The 18433-nt window shown below is 58.3% G+C and carries 16 protein-coding genes and 1 pseudogene; 4 read left to right on the top strand and 13 right to left on the bottom strand.

What is annotated here, in order from left to right:
* Positions 1-13 precede the first annotated feature (13 nt).
* The 3 genes from AiwAL_RS14025 to AiwAL_RS14035 all read left to right on the top strand — a co-directional run bounded on the left by AiwAL_RS14025 (position 14) and on the right by AiwAL_RS14035 (position 4163).
* Complete coding sequence (locus tag AiwAL_RS14025; RefSeq protein WP_235705328.1) at positions 14-385, top strand: MmoB/DmpM family protein; 372 nt, start codon at positions 14-16, stop codon at positions 383-385.
* 98 nt (positions 386-483) lie between these two features.
* On the top strand, positions 484-2118 hold the full coding sequence (gene groEL, locus AiwAL_RS14030) for a chaperonin GroEL (protein ID WP_235705327.1): 1635 nt from the start codon (positions 484-486) through the stop codon (positions 2116-2118).
* A gap of 197 nt (positions 2119-2315) precedes the next feature.
* Positions 2316-4163, top strand: coding sequence for a sigma-54-dependent Fis family transcriptional regulator (locus tag AiwAL_RS14035; RefSeq protein WP_262312883.1), 1848 nt, complete (start codon positions 2316-2318; stop codon positions 4161-4163).
* 219 nt (positions 4164-4382) lie between these two features.
* Here the strand turns inward: AiwAL_RS14035 and AiwAL_RS14040 are convergent, their stop codons facing one another.
* The 11 genes from AiwAL_RS14040 to AiwAL_RS14090 form a co-directional block, all read right to left on the bottom strand.
* Positions 4383-5885, bottom strand: coding sequence for a sodium:solute symporter (locus tag AiwAL_RS14040; protein ID WP_235705325.1), 1503 nt, complete (start codon positions 5883-5885; stop codon positions 4383-4385).
* A 4-nt stretch (positions 5886-5889) separates the two neighbouring features.
* Positions 5890-6123, bottom strand: a complete 234-nt coding sequence (locus AiwAL_RS14045; RefSeq protein ID WP_235705324.1) for a hypothetical protein — start codon at positions 6121-6123, stop codon at positions 5890-5892.
* Positions 6124-6290: 167 nt separating this feature from the next.
* Positions 6291-7574 (bottom strand): MFS transporter, encoded by a 1284-nt coding sequence (locus AiwAL_RS14050; RefSeq protein WP_262312884.1) that lies wholly within the window; start codon positions 7572-7574, stop codon positions 6291-6293.
* 238 nt (positions 7575-7812) lie between these two features.
* Entirely contained in the window at positions 7813-8859 is a 1047-nt protein-coding gene (locus AiwAL_RS14055) for a TauD/TfdA family dioxygenase (protein ID WP_262312885.1), read from the bottom strand.
* 43 nt (positions 8860-8902) lie between these two features.
* Positions 8903-9571 (bottom strand): fumarate hydratase C-terminal domain-containing protein, encoded by a 669-nt coding sequence (locus tag AiwAL_RS14060; RefSeq protein ID WP_235705966.1) that lies wholly within the window; start codon positions 9569-9571, stop codon positions 8903-8905.
* Positions 9572-9576: 5 nt separating this feature from the next.
* Positions 9577-10536 carry a fumarate hydratase gene (locus AiwAL_RS14065; protein ID WP_262312886.1) on the bottom strand — a complete coding sequence of 320 codons (960 nt, stop codon included), beginning with the start codon at positions 10534-10536 and terminating at the stop codon, positions 9577-9579.
* 12 nt (positions 10537-10548) lie between these two features.
* Positions 10549-12285: an L-aspartate oxidase gene (locus AiwAL_RS14070; RefSeq protein ID WP_235705968.1), complete on the bottom strand. Its 1737-nt coding sequence runs from the start codon at positions 12283-12285 to the stop codon at positions 10549-10551.
* 9 nt (positions 12286-12294) lie between these two features.
* Positions 12295-12645, bottom strand: coding sequence for a succinate dehydrogenase (locus AiwAL_RS14075; protein WP_235705969.1), 351 nt, complete (start codon positions 12643-12645; stop codon positions 12295-12297).
* Positions 12642-12971, bottom strand: a complete 330-nt coding sequence (locus AiwAL_RS14080; RefSeq protein ID WP_262312887.1) for a succinate dehydrogenase — start codon at positions 12969-12971, stop codon at positions 12642-12644. Before AiwAL_RS14080 ends, AiwAL_RS14075 begins: the two co-directional genes overlap by 4 nt.
* Positions 12968-13699: a succinate dehydrogenase/fumarate reductase iron-sulfur subunit gene (locus AiwAL_RS14085; protein WP_262312888.1), complete on the bottom strand. Its 732-nt coding sequence runs from the start codon at positions 13697-13699 to the stop codon at positions 12968-12970. Before AiwAL_RS14085 ends, AiwAL_RS14080 begins: the two co-directional genes overlap by 4 nt.
* Before the next feature lie 112 nt (positions 13700-13811).
* Entirely contained in the window at positions 13812-14744 is a 933-nt protein-coding gene (locus AiwAL_RS14090) for a LysR family transcriptional regulator (protein ID WP_235705972.1), read from the bottom strand.
* A gap of 513 nt (positions 14745-15257) precedes the next feature.
* Between AiwAL_RS14090 and AiwAL_RS14095 the strand changes: the two genes are divergently transcribed.
* Complete coding sequence (locus AiwAL_RS14095) at positions 15258-16715, top strand: APC family permease (RefSeq protein WP_235705973.1); 1458 nt, start codon at positions 15258-15260, stop codon at positions 16713-16715.
* A 67-nt stretch (positions 16716-16782) separates the two neighbouring features.
* On the opposite strand, the gene AiwAL_RS14100 is transcribed toward AiwAL_RS14095, so the two are convergent.
* Together AiwAL_RS14100 and AiwAL_RS20420 are read right to left on the bottom strand one after the other, a co-directional pair.
* The gene (locus AiwAL_RS14100; RefSeq protein ID WP_329603603.1) at positions 16783-18024 is read right to left on the bottom strand and encodes a thiamine pyrophosphate-dependent enzyme; all 1242 of its coding nucleotides are present in this window, start codon (positions 18022-18024) and stop codon (positions 16783-16785) included.
* A 69-nt stretch (positions 18025-18093) separates the two neighbouring features.
* Positions 18094-18396, bottom strand: a pseudogene (locus tag AiwAL_RS20420) (thiamine pyrophosphate-binding protein); the annotation flags it as partial.
* Between the last annotated feature and the right edge of the window lie 37 nt (positions 18397-18433).

The following is an 18433-nucleotide window of genomic DNA, read 5'->3' on the forward strand; positions in this document are numbered from 1 at the left end:
AAAGGAAACACCCATGACACAGGCTCATCCCGCTACCATTTTCAAGTCGATGAAGGATGTCCGCTTCGAGGACACGATTTCTCACCAGTGCGGTGTTACGATGAACGACAGCGTCGAGGCGCGCGCGATCGCCGACGTGATGGCCACGAAGGAAGGCATCACGGTTACCTATCAGCCGGCGCTGATCCGCATCGACGGCGAGGGCAAGATCACCTTCAAGATGGATGAAATTTCGGAATCCCTCGGACGGACGATGACGCCGCATCTGTTCGAGATTTCGACATCGACCCATTACGGGCGGATGGTGATGGTCGATGACAATACAGTGGTGCTGTTCGGCGATATGGACGAGGCGATGGAATATATAAAATACGCCGACCGGTGATCCAGTGAGACCGCGCTCTGCCCGGAGGGCGGTGCGCGGCTCCGCTATCACGAAATCTTTGAACCAGAAACCTTGACGAACGAGAATCGGGAAACAGCATGCCCAAGATGATGCTTCATGACGAAGCTGCGCGCGCGGCCCTTGGCCGGGGCGTGGCGCAGCTTGCCCGCGCGGTGCGCGGCACGCTGGGGCCACGTGGCATGAACGCGATCATCGATCGGCCGATCGGCACGCCAATGGTCTCGCGCGATGGGGTATCGATCGCAGCCGAGATCGAACTGGCCTGTCGGTTCGAGAATATGGGTGCGCAAATTTTGCGCGAGGTGTCGATGCAGACCAACCTGACCGCCGGCGATGGCACCACGACCGCGACGGTGCTGGCCGATGCGCTGGTGCAGAAGGGGCTGGCGCGGATGGCGGCCGGGGACAGCCCGGTCGAACTCGTGGCTGGCATGGAGGCGGCGGCCGAGGCGGTAATCACCTTATTGCGGGCCCGTGCGCGGCCGCTACGCGACGCCGCCGAAATTCGTGCAGTCGCGAGCATCGCCGCCAACGATGCCGCGACCGGGGCGCTGGTTGCCGAGGCGATCGAGCGGGCCGGGCCGCAGGGCATGGTGACGGTGGAGAACAGCGCCACGGTGGAGACGCTGCTCGACGTGACCGACGGCATGAGTTTCGATCGGGGTTATATTTCCCATCACATGGTAACCGATGTGGAGCGGATGCAGGTGGTGCTGGACGATCCGCTGATCCTGATGACCGATCTGAAGATCACGACGGCGGCGGAGATTGGCCAGATCAGAGCACTGGTGGGGGCGAGCAATCAGCCATTGCTGGTGATCGCCGAGGAGGTCGCTCCGGCGGCTGTGGCCGCGTTGCTCGCCGGGCGTGAGGGCGGTCTGCCAGTGGCGGCAATCCATCCTCCAGAATACGGGCATTGGCGCAAGGCGATGCTGGAAGACATCGCGATCATCACCGGCGGGCGGGTGATCGCGCGCGATCTTGGTGGGCGGATCGAGGCGGCGGCGCGTGCCGATCTGGGTAGCGCGCGGCAGGTGCGGATCGGCGCCAACATGACGTTGATTTCCGGTGGTGACGGCGATGTCGCGGCGATCGCGGCGCGGCGCGAACAGGTGCGGCGCCAACTCGATCTTGCGCCCAACGATATCGACCGCGACAAGCTCGAACAAAGACTGGCGAAATTGTCGGGCGGCACCGCGACGATACTGGCTGGCGGGGCGACGCCAGTGGCGCAGAAGCGCCACGCTCAATTGATCGAGGATGCACTGGCCGCGGCACGTGCCGCGATCGCCGAAGGCGTGGTGCCGGGCGGTGGCACCGCGCTGGCGCAGATTGCGCCGGAGCTCGAAGAAAGCGCGGATCGGCTGCTCAATGGCGCACGGGTTGGGGCACTTCTGCTGCGCGACGCGCTGATCGCGCCGCTTGCCGCGATCGCGACCAATAGCGGGTTTGACGCCGAGGCGATGGTGGCGCAGGTTTCCGCGGCTCCGTCGGGCACCGGGCTGGATGCGCGGTCGGGTGCGATGGTGGTGATGGATGAAGCCGGGATCATCGATCCGGTCAAGGTGAGCGTGAGCGCCTTGCGCAATGCGGTGTCGGTCGCGTCGTTGATTTTGACCACCCATACGCTGATCGCCGACCGGCCGGATTATGTCGATCCCACAGCCGGCCCGGCTCTCGGCGGTGGTGCTGAAAAACTTGGCCGAAGCTGATTCCGGTGGAAAGTGCGCTGCATCACATCTATATGATCGGCACGGCCATGGCCTGCTGACGCGATCGCCATGCTGCGGGAGGGATCATGGTAAAGCGATCCTATTCGAAACCACTCGAATCGACGAACGTGAAATTCCTGGTTGAACCCTATCGGGGGTGGCGCCAACAAGCACCAGCGTCAGCCGATCGGGATACCATGCGGGCGTGGGAACGGTTTCTGGTCGGCGAGCCGGAAGCCACAATGCCGCTCGGCAACTTTGTCGTCTCGTCCTGGCAACGCAGCCTTGCGCAGGGCGTCAATCCCGCGTCCCGCCATGCGCCGCTCGCAGCGATTGGCGATAATTTGCGCCATTTGCGCCATCGGAACACCGAACTGCTTGCAGCGGCGGCCGATATTTTTCTCCGCCTCAACGAGATGATCGCCGACTCCCGCTGCATGATGCTGCTCACCGACCCTGACGGGGTCGTGCTGGAAACGGTTGGTGACAACACTACCATCGCCGAGGGCGAACGCATCCATCTGGTGGGTGGCGGCCACTGGCGCGAGGATGTCATCGGCACCAACGGGATCGGCACCGCGCTCGCGACCGGGCGTCCCGCGCAGGTTCACGCCACCGAGCATTTCTGCGAAGGGATCAAAAGCTGGACCTGCGCTGCGGCACCCATTCATGAACCGGGCACCGGTGCGATCCTGGGCGTCGTCGATATTTCCGGCCCGCCATCGACTTATCAACGCAGCAACCTCTCGCTTGCGGTGGCGGCTGCGCGCCAGATCGAAACAGCATTGGCGCAACGCGCAAGCCTCGAACGGGTGCGCCTGTTAGAGACATGCCTGCAGCGGATGCCCGCGACCGGCGGCATTCTCGTTATCGATCGCGCCGGCCGCATCGTTTACATGAACGGGCATATGGATACGCCCGCGGCTCTGGGCCAGCGCATGCCCGGCTTTGACCCGCATCGACCGATGGAAGCGTGGCTCGATCACATCCCCGAATCGCTCCGGGTCGATGGCTTTGATCCTGTGATGCTCGATGGAAGACCGATCGGCGCAATGCTCGTTACCCCGGACCGAGCGCGTCTGCCCGCGCGCGGCGTACCGTCGGGATCGGAGGCCGATGTCGCCCGCAGCGCGTTTTCTCACATCGTCGGCGTCAGCCAACCGGTACTTGAGACGGTCAAACGCGCCAGGCAATTGGCCAAACACCGGGTCCCGGTACTGATCCACGGGGAAACCGGCGTCGGCAAGGAACTGTTTGCACGGGCAATGCATGGCGAGTTCGATTTCAATGCCCCATTCGTCGTGTTCAACTGTGGCGCGGTTTCCAAAGAATTGGTCGGCGCCGAATTGTTCGGCCATGTCAAAGGTGCGTTTACCGGAGCGACGGCTGATGGGCGGCCAGGACGCTTCGAACTCGCCGATGGCGGCACGCTCTGTCTTGATGAAATCGGCGAATTGCCGCTCGATCTGCAGCCGATCCTGTTGCGGGCTTTGGAAGAAGGCGTGATCTATCGGCTGGGCGATACCACGCCGCGGCGTGTTTCGGTCCAGCTCGTGGCGATGACCAACCGGGATTTGCGTGACGAGGTCGCGGCGGGTCGCTTCCGTCGCGACTTGTTTTATCGTATCAACGTGACCAGCATCATCGTGCCCCCGCTGCGCCGCCGACCGGGAGATATCGACTTGTTGGTCGCGCATTTCAACCGCACCGTGGCGGAGCGGCACGGTGTCGCGATGCGGCTGTTCGGGTCGGACATTATGGCGCGGCTGCGCGCCTATCACTGGCCGGGAAATGTGCGCGAGTTGCGTAATCTGGTCGAGGGATTATTGCTCGCGAGCGGTAGTCCAGACGTCAGTGTCGAGGAAATTTCGCTGATTTTGGCGACTGACTTTACCAACGTTACCACCGGGTCTGTCCGGCTCGCGGACGTCAAACAGAGTGCGATAGCGCGCGCGATCGAGGAGGCCCAGGGTAATCTGTCCCAGGCGGCGCGACAATTGGGTATTTCACGCAGCACGCTCCATCGCAGAATGAAGAGTCGGTGATTATGCGCGTTACAAACACGCCCACCGAGATAGGCGAAAAACAGTAAGCCAATGCCGCTTGTTCATGTAATTTATATAATACCAGCGGCCTCAATCTGTGACACATGCCGATGCGAATTTGTCATTGCGAGCCGGCCGACGCCGGCTCGCAATGACGGGTGATGGGTCATTGTCCAGGGCGGTTGGTATAAGATGCATACCGCATGTCACCCAAACCGTTCATTCGGCTGCAACAGGCATTGCCGATGGTCGACGCCATGGATTGGCGGCCGCAAAAAATGGCTCAAGTTGTTCGGCAGGAACTGGTTTCGTCACCAAACTAACGAGAACAAATACAATAATGTTTGCCACAAGAGCGACAAATCCCGAATTCATGTGCCATATCTGGCCATGTCCGGTGAGAAGAAAGGCGAGCGAAAGCCCCCAGCCCGCCGCGAGTCCAGCGGCGGTTCCCGCCAAGGTGGCGCGCCGCCAGAACAGGCCGCCGATCACGATGCCCGGCAGCAACTGGGCGATGAAATCATAGGCGACGAGCAGGATGACGACGATCAGAGCATGGGCGACAATCGCAAGGATCAACGCTGCCAGAGTGACCGCAAACACGAGCCAACGCGAAAGACCAAATATGGTTTGCGGCGATATGCCGGGCCTGAGCTTGGCAAAGACATTGTGAGCGAGCAGAGTGCAGGACATCATGATGATCGGTCCTGCCGGCACGATGGCGGAGAGCACCGCCGCCAGCGCGAATACCGCCAGAAACCACACCGGAAAAATCTGTTTCGCAATCAGCATCACCACGTCGTTGCCCGCGACTTTATGGCCCGCGAAGATCAATACGGCCGCGAAGCCGACGGTAATGACCGCGATCTTGACCAATTGGTAGAGCGGCATGAAGACCGCTTGCAGCTTCAAGGTTCGTCCGCCGCGGGCGGTATAGGCGACATTGAACCATTGCGGCCACATCCACTGGCCGAACCCGGTTAGCAGGATCGTAGTGGCGAACCACCCAAGGCCAAGCTTGCCGCTCGGCCCCGGCATCGTGATGTGCTTTGGAATTTCTGTCGCCATGCGGTGGAACATCGAGCCGAATCCACCGAAAAACCGGAATGGAACCATGAAGAACAAAGCGCCGATCGCGATGAACATCAGGATGTCCTTGACCATCGATTGCCATGCGTTGCCGCGAATTCCGCCGAAAAACACAGCGAGCGTCAGCACGGCAAAGCCGATGGTGTCCGCGCTCAGTAGGTTCAGGCGGTGGTTGGTCAGGACGGCAAGGATCGCACCCAGGCCGACGATGTTGAGATCGATATAGGCAATCAAAATGATCGCGGTGGAAAAAGCGACGATGATCCCGAGGCCTTTGCTTTGATAGCGGTCGGCAATGAAGTCGGACTGGGTGACATGACCAAATCGGCGGCCGATCATCCCGATCGCGGGCAAGATGAAGAATCCCAGCGCATATCCGACATCGTTTGTCCCGACATTGTAGAATATACCAGCGCCCTTGGCATAGGCGAAACCCGCGAGGCCGAGAAAAGTGAATGCCGTATAGATCTCCGTGCCAAGCAAAAACCAGGTCAACAGCGGCCCCATCGAGCGATCGTCGACCATCCATCCGGTCAGCGTTGCGGATGTCCGGCGGCCGGAGCGGATGCCGAGCCATGTGATAAGCAAAAGGCTGAGCGCGACAAAGCCGAGAACCTCATAGAGCGACGCCATGAGGTCAGACCTCCCCGTCGCCGATAACACCCTCTTTGCGGCCCTCGTCCCGGTCGATCAGATAAACCGCGCCGAGAATGACCGGGTTGAGCAGCGGGACGAGCACGAACCAGAAATAAAGTGGCGGCATCCCCAGGATCGGCGGCGTGGCGTGATTGAAGCCGATCGCCGGCCCAACCGTATAAAGCAGGACGATGAGGACGAGACCGACGAGCCAGGCGAACATGGATAGGCGCATGGCATCCTCCTTTGGAAAACTGATTTTTTATATCTTATATCAGACAAAAATGATGTCAAGCATTCAAATCCTCGTGCTACACTCTCGATCTCTGATCTCTATGACGCGGGCACGTCGACGTCGGCGGGCCCGCTTTGCATAACAATTACAAAACGTCACTCCAAATATCACTGTTTATGGACTAGACTCCCGATCTTATCGGCCAACTCAGTGCCGCGCGTTTCATGAGAAATTAGATATCCGACAATGAGCGAAAGCCAAATTACGGCAGAAACCTGAATTGCATGGGCAACTCCCAGAGCGCCGGCCAACACTTGAGTCATAACAGGTGCCGCAATAGACACAATTCTCGCTAATCCTGCACTCCAGCCAAAGCCGCTTGCGCGGATTTCGGTCGGGAAAATTTCGGTAACATAGACGATTCCAACTGCCCACTCATAAGCGATTAAAAAGCCTCCAATAACGGTCATGATGCAAAAACCGGTCAGCGATAGATTGGCTCCCCACCAGAGAAGAATGCTACCCATAAGCAATACCGCCGCGACAATGGCAGGAATTCTTCTGCCGATCCGATCCCCTATGATTCCGCCAGTCAATCCACCAATCACGCCGGCAATTTGGAGAAGGGACGTAACCGCCGCAGCTCCCGTCGCGGCCGTCAAATGATATTTTTGAACAACAAATGCTGGTATATAAAAGACCATTGCATAGTAACCGTACGTCAACGATACAAATATTAAAAAACCTACTAATATTCTATATCTTAAAACCGGATTTTTTACGGCTTGAATAAGGCGGGTTTTCTTGCTATGACCTTCCTTGATTTGCGAAACAACTTTCTGGAACCTTGGTGATTCTTCTAGACGCAGTCGAAGAACCAGAATGACCACTGCGGGAACGAGCGAAAATACATACACCGCTCGCCAGCCCCAAACCGGCGCGATCAAATGAAACATTATAACAGCGAAGACAAAGCCGAGCGGATAGAACGAATACATGAAGCCCACGCCCGAACTTCTGTGATTGCGGTCCCATACTTCGCTAACGAAGGGTGCTCCGACCGCAAGCTCTCCACCTCCTCCGAGACCAGTGATGAAGCGCAACACAGCCAGAGAAACGATTCCAGTCGCCAAGGCGGTCAATGCGGTAGCAATGCCATACCCGATTATCGACACGCCAAGCATCGTTTTTCGGCCAAAAATGTCTCCGCAGGTTCCAAAAATTATCGTTCCTAAAGTGTAGCCGATGAGGAATATCGATCCCAATCCACCTGCAAGTAGCGTAGTCGAAACATCAAAGGTTTTTGCTATCAAGGGAATTGTCAGTGCATATATTGTAATAACATAGGCATCAAAAAACCAGCCAAAGGACGCGGCCATTGTAATGGTCCATTTAGCTTTTCGAAACTCTGGAGCGTTTATTATAGTTGGTTCCTGTGTATAGGCGCTCATTGCATTTCATCCGGTTTTGTTTTTACGATTGTTATTGTTGTTTGTAAACAAAAATCTTTAATGGTCCTGGATATAGCCATTCCGTAGCTAGCCACATCCTTGTTTTGTCCTATTTTTACTATCTCTCCGGCATATACGGTTTGCCTAGAATAGATGTAAATAATATTAGGCGTTAAATTTTTCAATAAAAAATTATATTGAGTGGACGGTCATAGATATATTGATATTTAAAATTACATCATGCCAACCTTGTTTTAACAGGCACGCCATTCCGGTAGGGAAAAGCATCGGGATCAACAGGGCGGCCATGTTCGACGTTGACCCATAGCCGCAACAAATGGCGCTTTCGGCCCGCCTCTTTGTGATCAACAAAAGAAGTTCTTGAATGTAGAATGACGCTGTTGTTTAATAGCTGGATGTCACCGGCCTGCAATTTCATTGAAAGTTGAAGCTCGGGCCGGAGTGTCTGTTCTACAAAGAGATCCAGTGCCTCTCTTTGCGCAGGGCTCAAGGGAATCCCCGTTTTCTTCTCTGCTGAGAAAATATAGTCGATGAGGCCGGGGCGACAACTTAAAACACCTTCGTAGAAGCTGTAAAGCGGGCTTACAAAATACAGCGGTTCGCCCGCACGTTCTTCACCGCGACGATCAAAAAGGAAATTGCCGTAAAGCAGGCCAAGATGGGGGGAGCTTAGCTTGAGAAGCTCGTTGTGAACGGTGATTGAGCTGACGATGAGGCTTTCTCCGCCTTCCTTGGCAGGACGGAGGCACATCAGCCCGACAACATCGACAACGTCAGTATGAAATTCCAGATTGGCACGGGTCTGATAACCTCGGATATCGCTTTGTCCACGATAGTCGGCGTAGCCGCTGTCCCGGACATGACCCAGCAAATCACCGTTCGCGTTCTGGGAGACAGCGTTGCCTAGGTAAGTTCCAATGCCTCGGAAAAGTAACTCCGCGTCCTCCTCCGAACATTCGGAGACCGCCATGCCGCGAAGCAGGACGAAACCTCTTGCATATTGAACGTCATGAAGGCAGTTGGCCAACTTTAAAGCAAAATCTTTCAGAGGAAAATCGCTTTTGGTAAGATCACCAGGACTTCTATCGTGCCTACGTGCGAACTGAATTGCTTGGTGCAATTCGTCAATCTCGTCAGAAGTTAATGTGATAATCCAGCTATCATCTCGATCGAAGTCTGTCTTGGTCCAAGCACTCGAGTCATCCACCCAGGTGTGGCAGATTGTTTTTGTCTGGCATTGCGCATTCGATACGCCGGTTTTCATGGCGGTTTCCCTACATGTTGATTGCTGCACTTTGCCAAAGCTATCAGATAACCTCGTGTGTCTTGTCATCTGTTTCGCCATAGCGGCGCAGGGTGGCCGGCCTCGTGCCCTGATAAAGCCGTTCAATGTTTCCAGCGATTTTCGCGTTTTCGCGCTCAAACAGGCTGTTGCCGTCAAGATCGCTTTCGACCAGAAAAGGGCCAAAATGCTCTACGTCGAGCACCCAAACCGCCTGTGCCAGGCCAAGCTCCTCGACCCAATGCACATTCGCAACTTTCTTGATGCCGCGTCCAAGCAATGCTCCCGTGCCATATCCAACCGTGGTAAGGTACAGAGCGTTATGCGGCACGAACAGCTTGCGGTAATCGGCCGATGTCATGCCGCCTTTGCCAATGATGATGTTGCAGCCGGAGAGTCTGAACCACCCGTCCAGCCATTTGGCGAAGCGGAACGAGGCCGTGGCGGAGACGGCCCCCATCGTATAGCGCCCATCCGGCTCGATCGCTGCCGCTGGCGAACAGTGAAAGTTGACCAGACCTAAGGCGTCCCGTGGCGCTGGCATGCCTTTGTTCTCTTCAATGGCACGCTTATATACGCCTTCGCGCGCGGTGAAGACGCGACCATTCAGATAAACGACCGTCCCGAGTTCAAGCGCCCGTAACTGCTCGGTCAACGCTGGCAGATCAAGGGTAACGGTTTTCAATCCGGCCATTTCGCCTACTCCGCTGTCATGCTGTGCGGAGATTCCCACTCCACCGTGGGGCGCCGCATATAGTTGGTGAACCATTCAGGATCGGTTCGAAAGATCGCTTTGCCATCAGGGTAGATGCGTGCCGTAGCCCGGCGAGACGACAGGCAGAACATGTGCACGCTCATCGGCATACCGCCGGTATGACAATAGCCTACCTCGATATGGCAGTCGATGACCATTGAACTGCCGATGAAACCCATGGCCCCCATCCCGATCCGATTGCCGAGATCTTTCAATTCTTCTTCCAAGGCGGCTATTTTCGGGTCGGGGTGGCGAGAGCCGACGACGCGCAAGCAGGATGCCTGCTTGCCAAGCACCATGCACATATCTTTAGAGCCTCCAAGGCCAATCCCGACGATCGCGGGCTGGCATGCAAGACCCCGCTTGCCGAAGCCGATGAGGGTATCGAGAAAAAAGCGTCTGATACCTTCGATCCCGTCTCCGGGAAACAACATGCGGTAGTCGGAACCGAACAAGCCGCCCTTGTGCACCGTGGTCAGATCGATCCACTCACCCTCGGGATGAAAAGCATAATCGATTTCCGGCGCGAAGATGCCGCAATTATTGTTATGATCGGTGCGCCAGAGCGGGTGCACACGGTTGGACCGTAGCGGCACCGCGGCAGTGGCCTGTGCTGTGGCGCGGCGAAGTGCTGCTTCCAGCGCAACGGCACCGCCTTCGACACGTGCATCATTGGCGTATTTCACATACCAGCGTGGAACCCCCGTATCGCCGCACATAGCGCGGCGATCCTCCTTCGCCGCTTCATAATTTTCCAGCATGGCCTGGATCACGAACGACGAGAGATCGCCGGTTTCAGTATCCGCGCAACGGCGCAGGCCGGCAAGATAATCATCCGGGATTTCGATAGCGGCCTTCGCCATCAGCGCCTCGGCGGTTCTTTCCAGAAGGGCAATAGAAATCATGGTTGATCTCGATCATTCAGCGGCAAGGTCTGCGCGCAGCAGACTCTCGCCGGGCTTGACATGGGTGAAACGAACCGGCGCTTCGCCGACCTCGATTTGACCAGTGACTTGGCGCGCGACCGTGAACCGTGACGTCAAGAAATCTCCCGGGTCTGGAAAATCCGTCCGGAAATGTGCGCCGCGGGAGTTTTTTCGACGCATGGCAGCAAGCGCGATGACCCGGCTGGTCTCGCAAAGCGAACGAAGATTCAGCCAATCCTGCCATGTCAGGTTAAAGGTCCGGTCGGTGTCCGCGACACCTGTCGCAAGAAGTTCAGCTTCAATTGCGGCGATCTTGATGAGTCCGTCTGCCAGACCACCGGCGTCGCGCACCACCCCGACATCATCCCACATCGCATCCAGCAGCGCTTCACGCAGCGAATTGATATCGCCTTGAGGATTCCGGAACGGCAACAAGGCGCGTTCGGTCTCAGCGACAAGCATGGCCTCGTCAGGTGTGCGGAAACCTGGATTTGCGGCGATCCAGCCAGGCATCACGTCGCCGGCGATGCCACCGAACACGGTGGAATTGGCGACGCCGTTGCCGCCCAGACGGTTGGCACCATGCACCCCGCCGGCATCCTCGCCGGCGACGAACAGACCAGGAAGCTCGGTCGCGGTATCCGAGGCGCAGACGATGCCGCCCATGAAGTAATGCGCCGTCGGCACCACCTCGACCAAGCCGCCGGCAAGATCGAAGCCGCAGTCGCGGCAGCGATCCACCATACCCTTGAACTTCTTGGCGACAACGGCAGGACCAAGGTGGCTCATCTGGATATAGACGCCACCGTTCGGGGTAGTTCGGCCAGCCTTCATTTCCGCATAGATCGCACGGCTGACGATGTCGCGTGTAGCACGCTCCAGCTTTGGATCATACTTATCCATGAAGCGGTGCATCGCGCCATTAAGAAGATGGCCTCCGGCACCACGCAGTCCTTCTTCAAGCACCGTGCCGGTCATGCGCGTGTCGGGTCCGGCGAGTAGTCCGGTCGGGTGAAACTGCACCATCTCCATGTCGCGGAGCGGCAAGCCCACCCGCAGTGCCATGGCCAGCCCATCCATGCTTTTGTCGCCTGATGGCGTATGGTAGCGGTACATGGTCGGGCCACCACCGGTCGCGAGGAGCACTGCTTTGGCCTGGACAAAGCAGAACATGCCGGTGCGGATGTCCAGCATCAGCACGCCCGCGATCGCGGCTCCGTCGCGCGCCTTTATCAGTGCGACCGCGCGATGCTCCTCCAGTTTTCCGATGCTCGGACGTGCCCAGACTTGTTCCATCAAGCGGTTGATGATCTCGATCCCGGTAAGGTCGCCCTTGTGCACTGTGCGATCGAAGGTTTGGCCCGCGAACGCCTTCCCGTGCAGCGTGCCGTCGGGATTACGGTCGAAGAAGCAACCGATCTCGTTCTCGAGTTCCTGGACCCGCTCGACGGCCTTATTGACCAGAGTCCACGCCAATTCCTGATTGGGCAGCCATTTGCCACCCTCGACTGTGTCCATGAAATGGCGTTCGATCGAGTCGCCAGGGTTCAGCGCGACATTGTAGCCGCCCTGCACCATCCGCGTGCAGCCGCACTTGCCCAGAAGACCTTTCGTGGCAAGGATAATGTTCAACGCCGGGTCAACGGCATGCGCATGCAATGCAGCGAACAGGCCCGCCCCGCCGGAACCCAGAATCAATATGTCTGTCTGCAAGCGTTCAATAAGCATAATATGATCTCACAGTACGCGGACGAGGAAGACGAAGGCGGCGCATCCCGAAACCGCGGCGATCGCTGTTGCGATCCACTTTTGACCGCCGAACCATGGCAGGTTTTCGATGGCGAGGAGCCTCAGCCCGCCAAGAAAATGGACCACGAGTAGAAAAATTAATCCCGCCTCGGCAAATTCGACCGCCGGCATCTGGGTGAGACGCAGAAACCCGTTTAACCGACCAGCCCCCTCGATCGCCAAGCCGAGGACGAGGAAGTGCAGGGGCAGAAAGATCGCAAGTCCGATGCCCGAAAGCCGATGGATCAGCGCGGCATTCCAAAGGATGTTGCGTCGATACGTCCGCCGTGACGCGCTCATGGCAGCACCACGGCGGCGACTGCCCGCAGACCCAGAGCAATCAACGCCGCCCCGAAGACAGACGCAACCGCGCCAGCGCTGCCACTTTTGAGCCGTCCCCATTCACACAATATATTTCGGGTGCCGATCGACGCATGGATTGACGCCAGCAGCACGAACGCGCCGTAAAACAAGCCCCAGGCGAGGCTCCCTTGCGTGCGCGACAGAATTTCGGCTGCGGTCAAGCGTTGACTCGTCGCGTAGAAAATAACAGCGAGATGCACCACGACCATCGGCACCATAAGGGCTGCCGAGCCTCTCTGCCAGAAATACAGACGGGCGTTCATGCGTTGATTTCCCCACGGACGAAGGCCTGCATCGAAAGCCGCTTGAGCCCAGCGATCGAACGCGTCGGGTTAAGTGACTGAGGACAATGTTCCTGACATGACTGGTGAGAGTGGCAGTTATGGCAGCCACCTTCTGCCGAGATTGCGGCAAGCCTGCTGGTGCGGTCACTATCCCGTACGTCGTTTACCAGGCTCCAGGCTCGGTTGAGTGCGGCAGGCCCCAGATAGTCGGGGTTCCAGCGCACCGTGTCGCAGGCTGCGTAGCAGGCGCCGCAGTTGATGCATTCGATCGCCTCATCCGCCGCGCGACGGGCCGGTTCGTCCGGTTTGATCGGTTCTATCGCGTCCGTGCGCGTCTTGCTTGCCGCGAACGTGCCATGGGCCGTCACCCATTTTTCGAAGAACGGCCGCATATCGGCTGCTAGATCCTTGATGACCGGCATGTTTGCGAGCGGAGCAACCTCCAGCATGCCATTTTGGATGACCTTTGTGACATGGGTTCGGCAGGTCCAGCGCGGGCGGCCGTTTACCGTCATGGCACAGGAGCCGCACATGCCGACCCGGCAAGCGAAGCGATAGGACAAGGTCGGGTCGAGATGGCGCTGCACCCAGGTTACGATGTCCAGCACGGTTTGATTGGCCTTCAACGGCACTGTGTAGGTCTTGAACCGGCCATCACTGCCGCCCCGCCATAATGAGACTTTTAGCGTGGAAACCGCTTCGGACATTTCCCATCCTGCTTCGGCCACGCGCGGCCGGTTGCGCGCTGTTGCAGCATCCTTTCCGTAGCAGGGAATTTAGGTCAAATAAAACGAATAAGACTGAACATATTATTCATTTTTATTGAATTTTCTTTCGGCGCCTGCGCATTTCTGGCGCTGGCGCCACCAACGTCGCTGCGCTGGCCTGGTCAGCCAGACTTTGTAAAGCTTCGAGCAACGTGGCGCTTAGGGGTGATTTTGGATGATCCTGAACCTCGACCAGGCCCAGTGTCCGATACACTGCAGGGCCGGGAAGGGTCACGCGCCGAACCGGCAGGGAACCGGGTGGCTCGATTAATCGCATAGGCACGATGGAGACGCCCAGGCCGGCGTGGACCATGGCGATAATTGCTTCTAGCGTGTCGAGCACCATTGTCTCGTGCACGCGCAGACGCCGTCGCGTAAGCAGCCGGTCGATGAGCTGCCCGACCCATGCCTGTTGGGTATAGCGGATGAACGGATAGGTTGCGATCAACTGTTCGGCGCTTTGCGTTTGCGCGTCGATCGGCGCAATCAGCACGAGCGGTTCGCGAAGAAAGGGCGACCACCGGAGTGCCATTCTGGGCTCAAGCGGATCACTGATCAGAGCGACATCCAGCAGATTGCGGCGAACCCGGTTCACCAGATCCGCGGACAGTCCCATTGCCAACTCGACATGCAGCCCAGGATGACGCTTGCGCAGCACCACCAGCACCCGTGGGACCAGGCCCGTGATGACGCTCGGCACGGCGCCCAGCCGTAAGTGTCCCTGCAGGTGCTGCTCCTCGGGCTCAAGAAACAAGCGCTCATAGTCGGCAATGACGCCGGCCGCACGAGGAATGAAATTCCGGCCGGCTTCGGTCAGTGTCGGCGGTCTGGTTGTCCGGTCGAAAAGCGCCATATCGAGCCGCTCCTCGAGTGCTTGCATCTGCGCGGTCACGGCCGACTGAGTACGATAGACCGAACGGGCTGCAGCCGCAAAGGAACCCGTTTCGGCGATTGCCAGAAAGGTCTTCAGGTCGCGAATCGACATGATAGGAGCGCGGCACGTATATACATTTTTTCTGAACCATTTATCCATAAATTTTCGATTTTAATCAAGGAGGATCTGTCGTACATTTATCATGATCGAGAGATATCTTCGCTCCAGACTGGTGCAAAATAAGCTGCCCCGTGTCTGTTCAACTCGGTGAGGGAAGGGCCACACCGAGAACGGTTGTTTTGATCGCGGCATAGACGTCGATCCCACTGCGGCTTAGGGTTCCGATGTCCGATGGCAGGCCAGAACATACATTGGCGAAACCATTTGTGAAAATTCTCGCCCCCAGGATGTTTCGGAAGCGACCTGCGACCTTGCGATTTGTGGCGGTGGCCGGAGTTCGCGTTCGGAACCGTTGTTGTGCGTGCCTTGGTAAGACGCCGGCTCTGTGCGGGTGAGACCGAATGGCTGAACTACTCAACCGTCGTCGTCGAAACAATGGAGGTCGAAATGCCCGAATCTCGAGACCCGCATCGACTTCAGCACGCGATTGAACCAGTCTTTCGGTTGAATAAAGTCGTCGGCGTGTTCGCGATTATGGCGTCGGCGGTCGCCGGCGAGTATGGTGCCGGAATCAATTTCGTCGCGGTGCAGAGCCTCAGCGTCTATCCGTCGATCCGTGATCTCGTGCCGCTCGCGATGTTTGTGACCGGCGCCTTCCTGATCACCAAAGTCTACCTATTCTCTCGCTATTCGCAGGCGATGCCGCGCGCCGGATCGGCCTATGTTTGGATGGTCCGCAGCCTCAACCTGCCGATCGGGTTCATTGCGAGTTTCGTGTTTTGGCTCGGCTATATTGGCGGGATGGGATTTCTCGCCTTCGCCTTCGGTACCTTCGGCGGCCAGGCGTTGCTCAATGCCGGCATGCCGGCAGGCCGTTGGTTCCTGACTCCGAACGGTCACGTTCTCATTGGACTTGCGGCGATCTGGCTTATCTATGCACTCCATATCCGCGGCGTGCAGCATTACGGCACCTTCGTGAATGCTTTGTTCGGCCTGATCGTGGCAACGGCCTTTACCATCACGATCTATGGGTTCGCGACCGCGCCCGGCCATTTCGTTTCGATCGCAAGACAGCGGACACATCTGCCGCTGCTGTCGCAGATTCCGCTTCCGCCTCTCTCGACTCATGTCTTTTTTGCCGTCTGTGCCTTATTCATTTTCGCCTATGCCGGAATTAGCGCAGCGCCTTACCTGGGCGGCGAGGCGCGTCAGGCGGAGCATACGGTGCCGCAAGGCATCGTTCTTGGCTGGATCGTTTCGATCATCCTATACACGGTCGTCGCGGCAGCACTCTTTCACGCGGCACCGTATTGGGCGGTCATCGGCCTGATCAAGGGCAAACACGCCGCCTTGGCGACCGCACCCGGCCTGATCGGTGTCGTCGCACCGCATATTGTTGGCGTGACCCTCGAAATCCTGGTGGCTCTGATCGTCGGCAAAACGATCGCACCGGGGATGCTGGTCAATTCGCGAATTTTATTTGCCTGGGCCGAAGATCATCTGATGCCTTCGATCTTTGCAGAGACCAACCGGCATCGCGTGCCCGCCGCCGCACTTACGGGCGTTGCTATCCTCGCCTCGCTGTTCTTGCTTCAGACCGCCTACGTTGGTTGGGCGCTCGGCGTCGTCATGCGTTCCCTCAGCACGATCCTCATCTGGTTACTCGTGGCGGTGAGCGCGCTCGCCCTGCGGTTCAACCGGCGGTTCGAGAGCGTGGATTGGGCGGCAACCCTGCGGCGCGACCCTTGGACCCTGATCGCCGCGGCCGCATCCATCATCATTTCAGTCGTCCTGATGTTTTCGATCGCAGTCGTGCCTCATACCCCGATCGTGTTCCAGCCGCTGTTCCAAGGAGCTGTGGCTGTCGTGGTGGCCTGGGCCTTGCTCCGTCGGGCGCGGCAGCAGGCGCAGCGTTTGAACTTCGATCTCGATGCGCATGTGGAATTGCCACCACTCGATTGAGACCTCGCCGCGCGAAGCAAACGGCCGCTGGAGCGACATTGGGTCGCGTTGCTCTCTACTGTGATGCTCATCCGGGTTTCGGGGCCGGTAGTCCTTCGATCAAAACATTCAGACATGCCGGTCGGCCGCTTGCGAAGGCACGTTGCAGGGCCGGGGTAAGGTCATCGACCGTGGTAACGCGTTCACCATAACCGCCAAGCGCCGCCACGACCGCGTCGTAGCGCGTAGCGGGGCCAAGTTCGCAGCCATGTGCGCGCTCGGAACCGTATTGGCGAAGCTGAAGCTGATATTCGGCATTCCAGCGCCCGTCGTTGCCGATGACGGCGACGAAAGCCAGGCCATGCCTCACCGCCGTTTCAAATTCCGCCATGTGAAAGCCGAAAGTCCCGTCGCCTAGAACGGCGAGCACTGGCCGGTCGGGTGCCGCCGCCTTCGCGCCGATCGCGAAGGGAATGGATGGTCCGATCGCGCCAGCCACACCGTTGATGATCCGATCCGGGGCGGAAATCAGCGCCTGGGCCCATTGACCGATTTCGCCGCCATCCGACACGAAAATCGGGTTTTGCAGAGATTTCATAAACTCATTAATCGTGGTGCAAAACAACGCCGAATTCGGCTTCGAACCGATCTCGCCGATATGCGCGGTCGGACGGCGAGATACCGCTTCAGCCACCGTCGCGCACCAATCCGGCGAAGCGATCGGGGCGGTTCCGCAAGCGGTTAGCAAGGCGTCGATCGCCGCGATCGGATCGGCGACCGCGTGCAGGACAGGCTGCTCCGGCAACAGGCGATCGGCACGGTCGAGCAGAGCCGCCTCGGGATCAATGACGATCCAGTGGCAGCCGGATACCGCAGCCGAACCAAAGTTCAACGTGAAATCGAGTGCTTTCCCTAACAGGAAAATGAGGTCGGCTTGCGGGATCAGCGCGCCGATTGCGCCAAGCGAGGGGTCGTTGAGCCCGCGCGGACTTTCCATCGCGATGACCGGAACCCCAAGTCGAGACAGGCGCTCCAGTTCGGCCCGACCCGCTGCCGTGCAAAGCGCGGGTGGTGCGATGACCAATGGCCGTTCGGCGTCGCGCATCAGTCCGATCGCCGCCGCGGCCGTCCCGCGCGGAAGCGCTTGGCGGTCAGGCGCAAACGCTTGTGCATCTTCCAGTGTTGCCGGCGCGGCGCTCGCTTCCAGAATATCGTTTGGCAGGCTGATATGAACCGGACCTGGCCTGCCGGAGCGGGCGATCCGAATCCCCGTTGCCAGATCATCGGCCAAAGTATCGACCGACCGCACCGTCCACGACGCTTTAGTCAAAGGGGCTGCGAGCGCGGCTTGATCCAACTCCTGAAAGGCCCCATTGCCGCATTCGGCGAGCGATGCGTGTCCTGATAACAGCAGTAAGGTCGTCTCGCCAGCGCGCGCGGTGCAAAGTGCGCCTAGAGCATTAACATGCCCGGTCCCGCCGCTGACCAGCGCAATCCCCACGGAACCGCTCATGCGCGCATAGGCATCGGCCATGGAAACTGCGGCCGCTTCATGGCGGGCGTGGATGAGTGCAACGGGCTGGCCGATTGCGGCATCAAAGATCGACATGATATGGTTGCCGGACAGCGTGAAAACCGTTTGGGTTCCAGCCCGAAGCAGCGTTCGGATCACGACATCGGAGCCACGCACGATCATGCTCATACACCAGTCACTCTCTGCTTGACGATTTTGGTTTTAT

The sequence above is a fragment of the Acidiphilium sp. AL genome (assembly GCF_025499445.1).
In the GTDB taxonomy this organism is placed as follows: Bacteria; Pseudomonadota; Alphaproteobacteria; order Acetobacterales; family Acetobacteraceae; genus Acidiphilium; species Acidiphilium iwatense.

Bases quoted from the DNA above. Each gene is read 5' to 3' on its own strand.
- AiwAL_RS14025 (WP_235705328.1), top strand. From the start codon at position 14: ATGACACAGGCTCATCCCGCTACCATTTTCAAGTCGATGAAGGATGTC.
- groEL (WP_235705327.1), top strand. From the start codon at position 484: ATGCCCAAGATGATGCTTCATGACGAAGCTGCGCGCGCGGCCCTTGGC.
- AiwAL_RS14035 (WP_262312883.1), top strand. From the start codon at position 2,316: ATGCGGGCGTGGGAACGGTTTCTGGTCGGCGAGCCGGAAGCCACAATG.
- AiwAL_RS14040 (WP_235705325.1), bottom strand. From the start codon at position 5,885: ATGGCGTCGCTCTATGAGGTTCTCGGCTTTGTCGCGCTCAGCCTTTTG.
- AiwAL_RS14045 (WP_235705324.1), bottom strand. From the start codon at position 6,123: ATGCGCCTATCCATGTTCGCCTGGCTCGTCGGTCTCGTCCTCATCGTC.
- AiwAL_RS14050 (WP_262312884.1), bottom strand. From the start codon at position 7,574: ATGAGCGCCTATACACAGGAACCAACTATAATAAACGCTCCAGAGTTT.
- AiwAL_RS14055 (WP_262312885.1), bottom strand. From the start codon at position 8,859: ATGAAAACCGGCGTATCGAATGCGCAATGCCAGACAAAAACAATCTGC.
- AiwAL_RS14060 (WP_235705966.1), bottom strand. From the start codon at position 9,571: ATGGCCGGATTGAAAACCGTTACCCTTGATCTGCCAGCGTTGACCGAG.
- AiwAL_RS14065 (WP_262312886.1), bottom strand. From the start codon at position 10,536: ATGATTTCTATTGCCCTTCTGGAAAGAACCGCCGAGGCGCTGATGGCG.
- AiwAL_RS14070 (WP_235705968.1), bottom strand. From the start codon at position 12,285: ATGCTTATTGAACGCTTGCAGACAGACATATTGATTCTGGGTTCCGGC.
- AiwAL_RS14075 (WP_235705969.1), bottom strand. From the start codon at position 12,645: ATGAGCGCGTCACGGCGGACGTATCGACGCAACATCCTTTGGAATGCC.
- AiwAL_RS14080 (WP_262312887.1), bottom strand. From the start codon at position 12,971: ATGAACGCCCGTCTGTATTTCTGGCAGAGAGGCTCGGCAGCCCTTATG.
- AiwAL_RS14085 (WP_262312888.1), bottom strand. From the start codon at position 13,699: ATGTCCGAAGCGGTTTCCACGCTAAAAGTCTCATTATGGCGGGGCGGC.
- AiwAL_RS14090 (WP_235705972.1), bottom strand. From the start codon at position 14,744: ATGTCGATTCGCGACCTGAAGACCTTTCTGGCAATCGCCGAAACGGGT.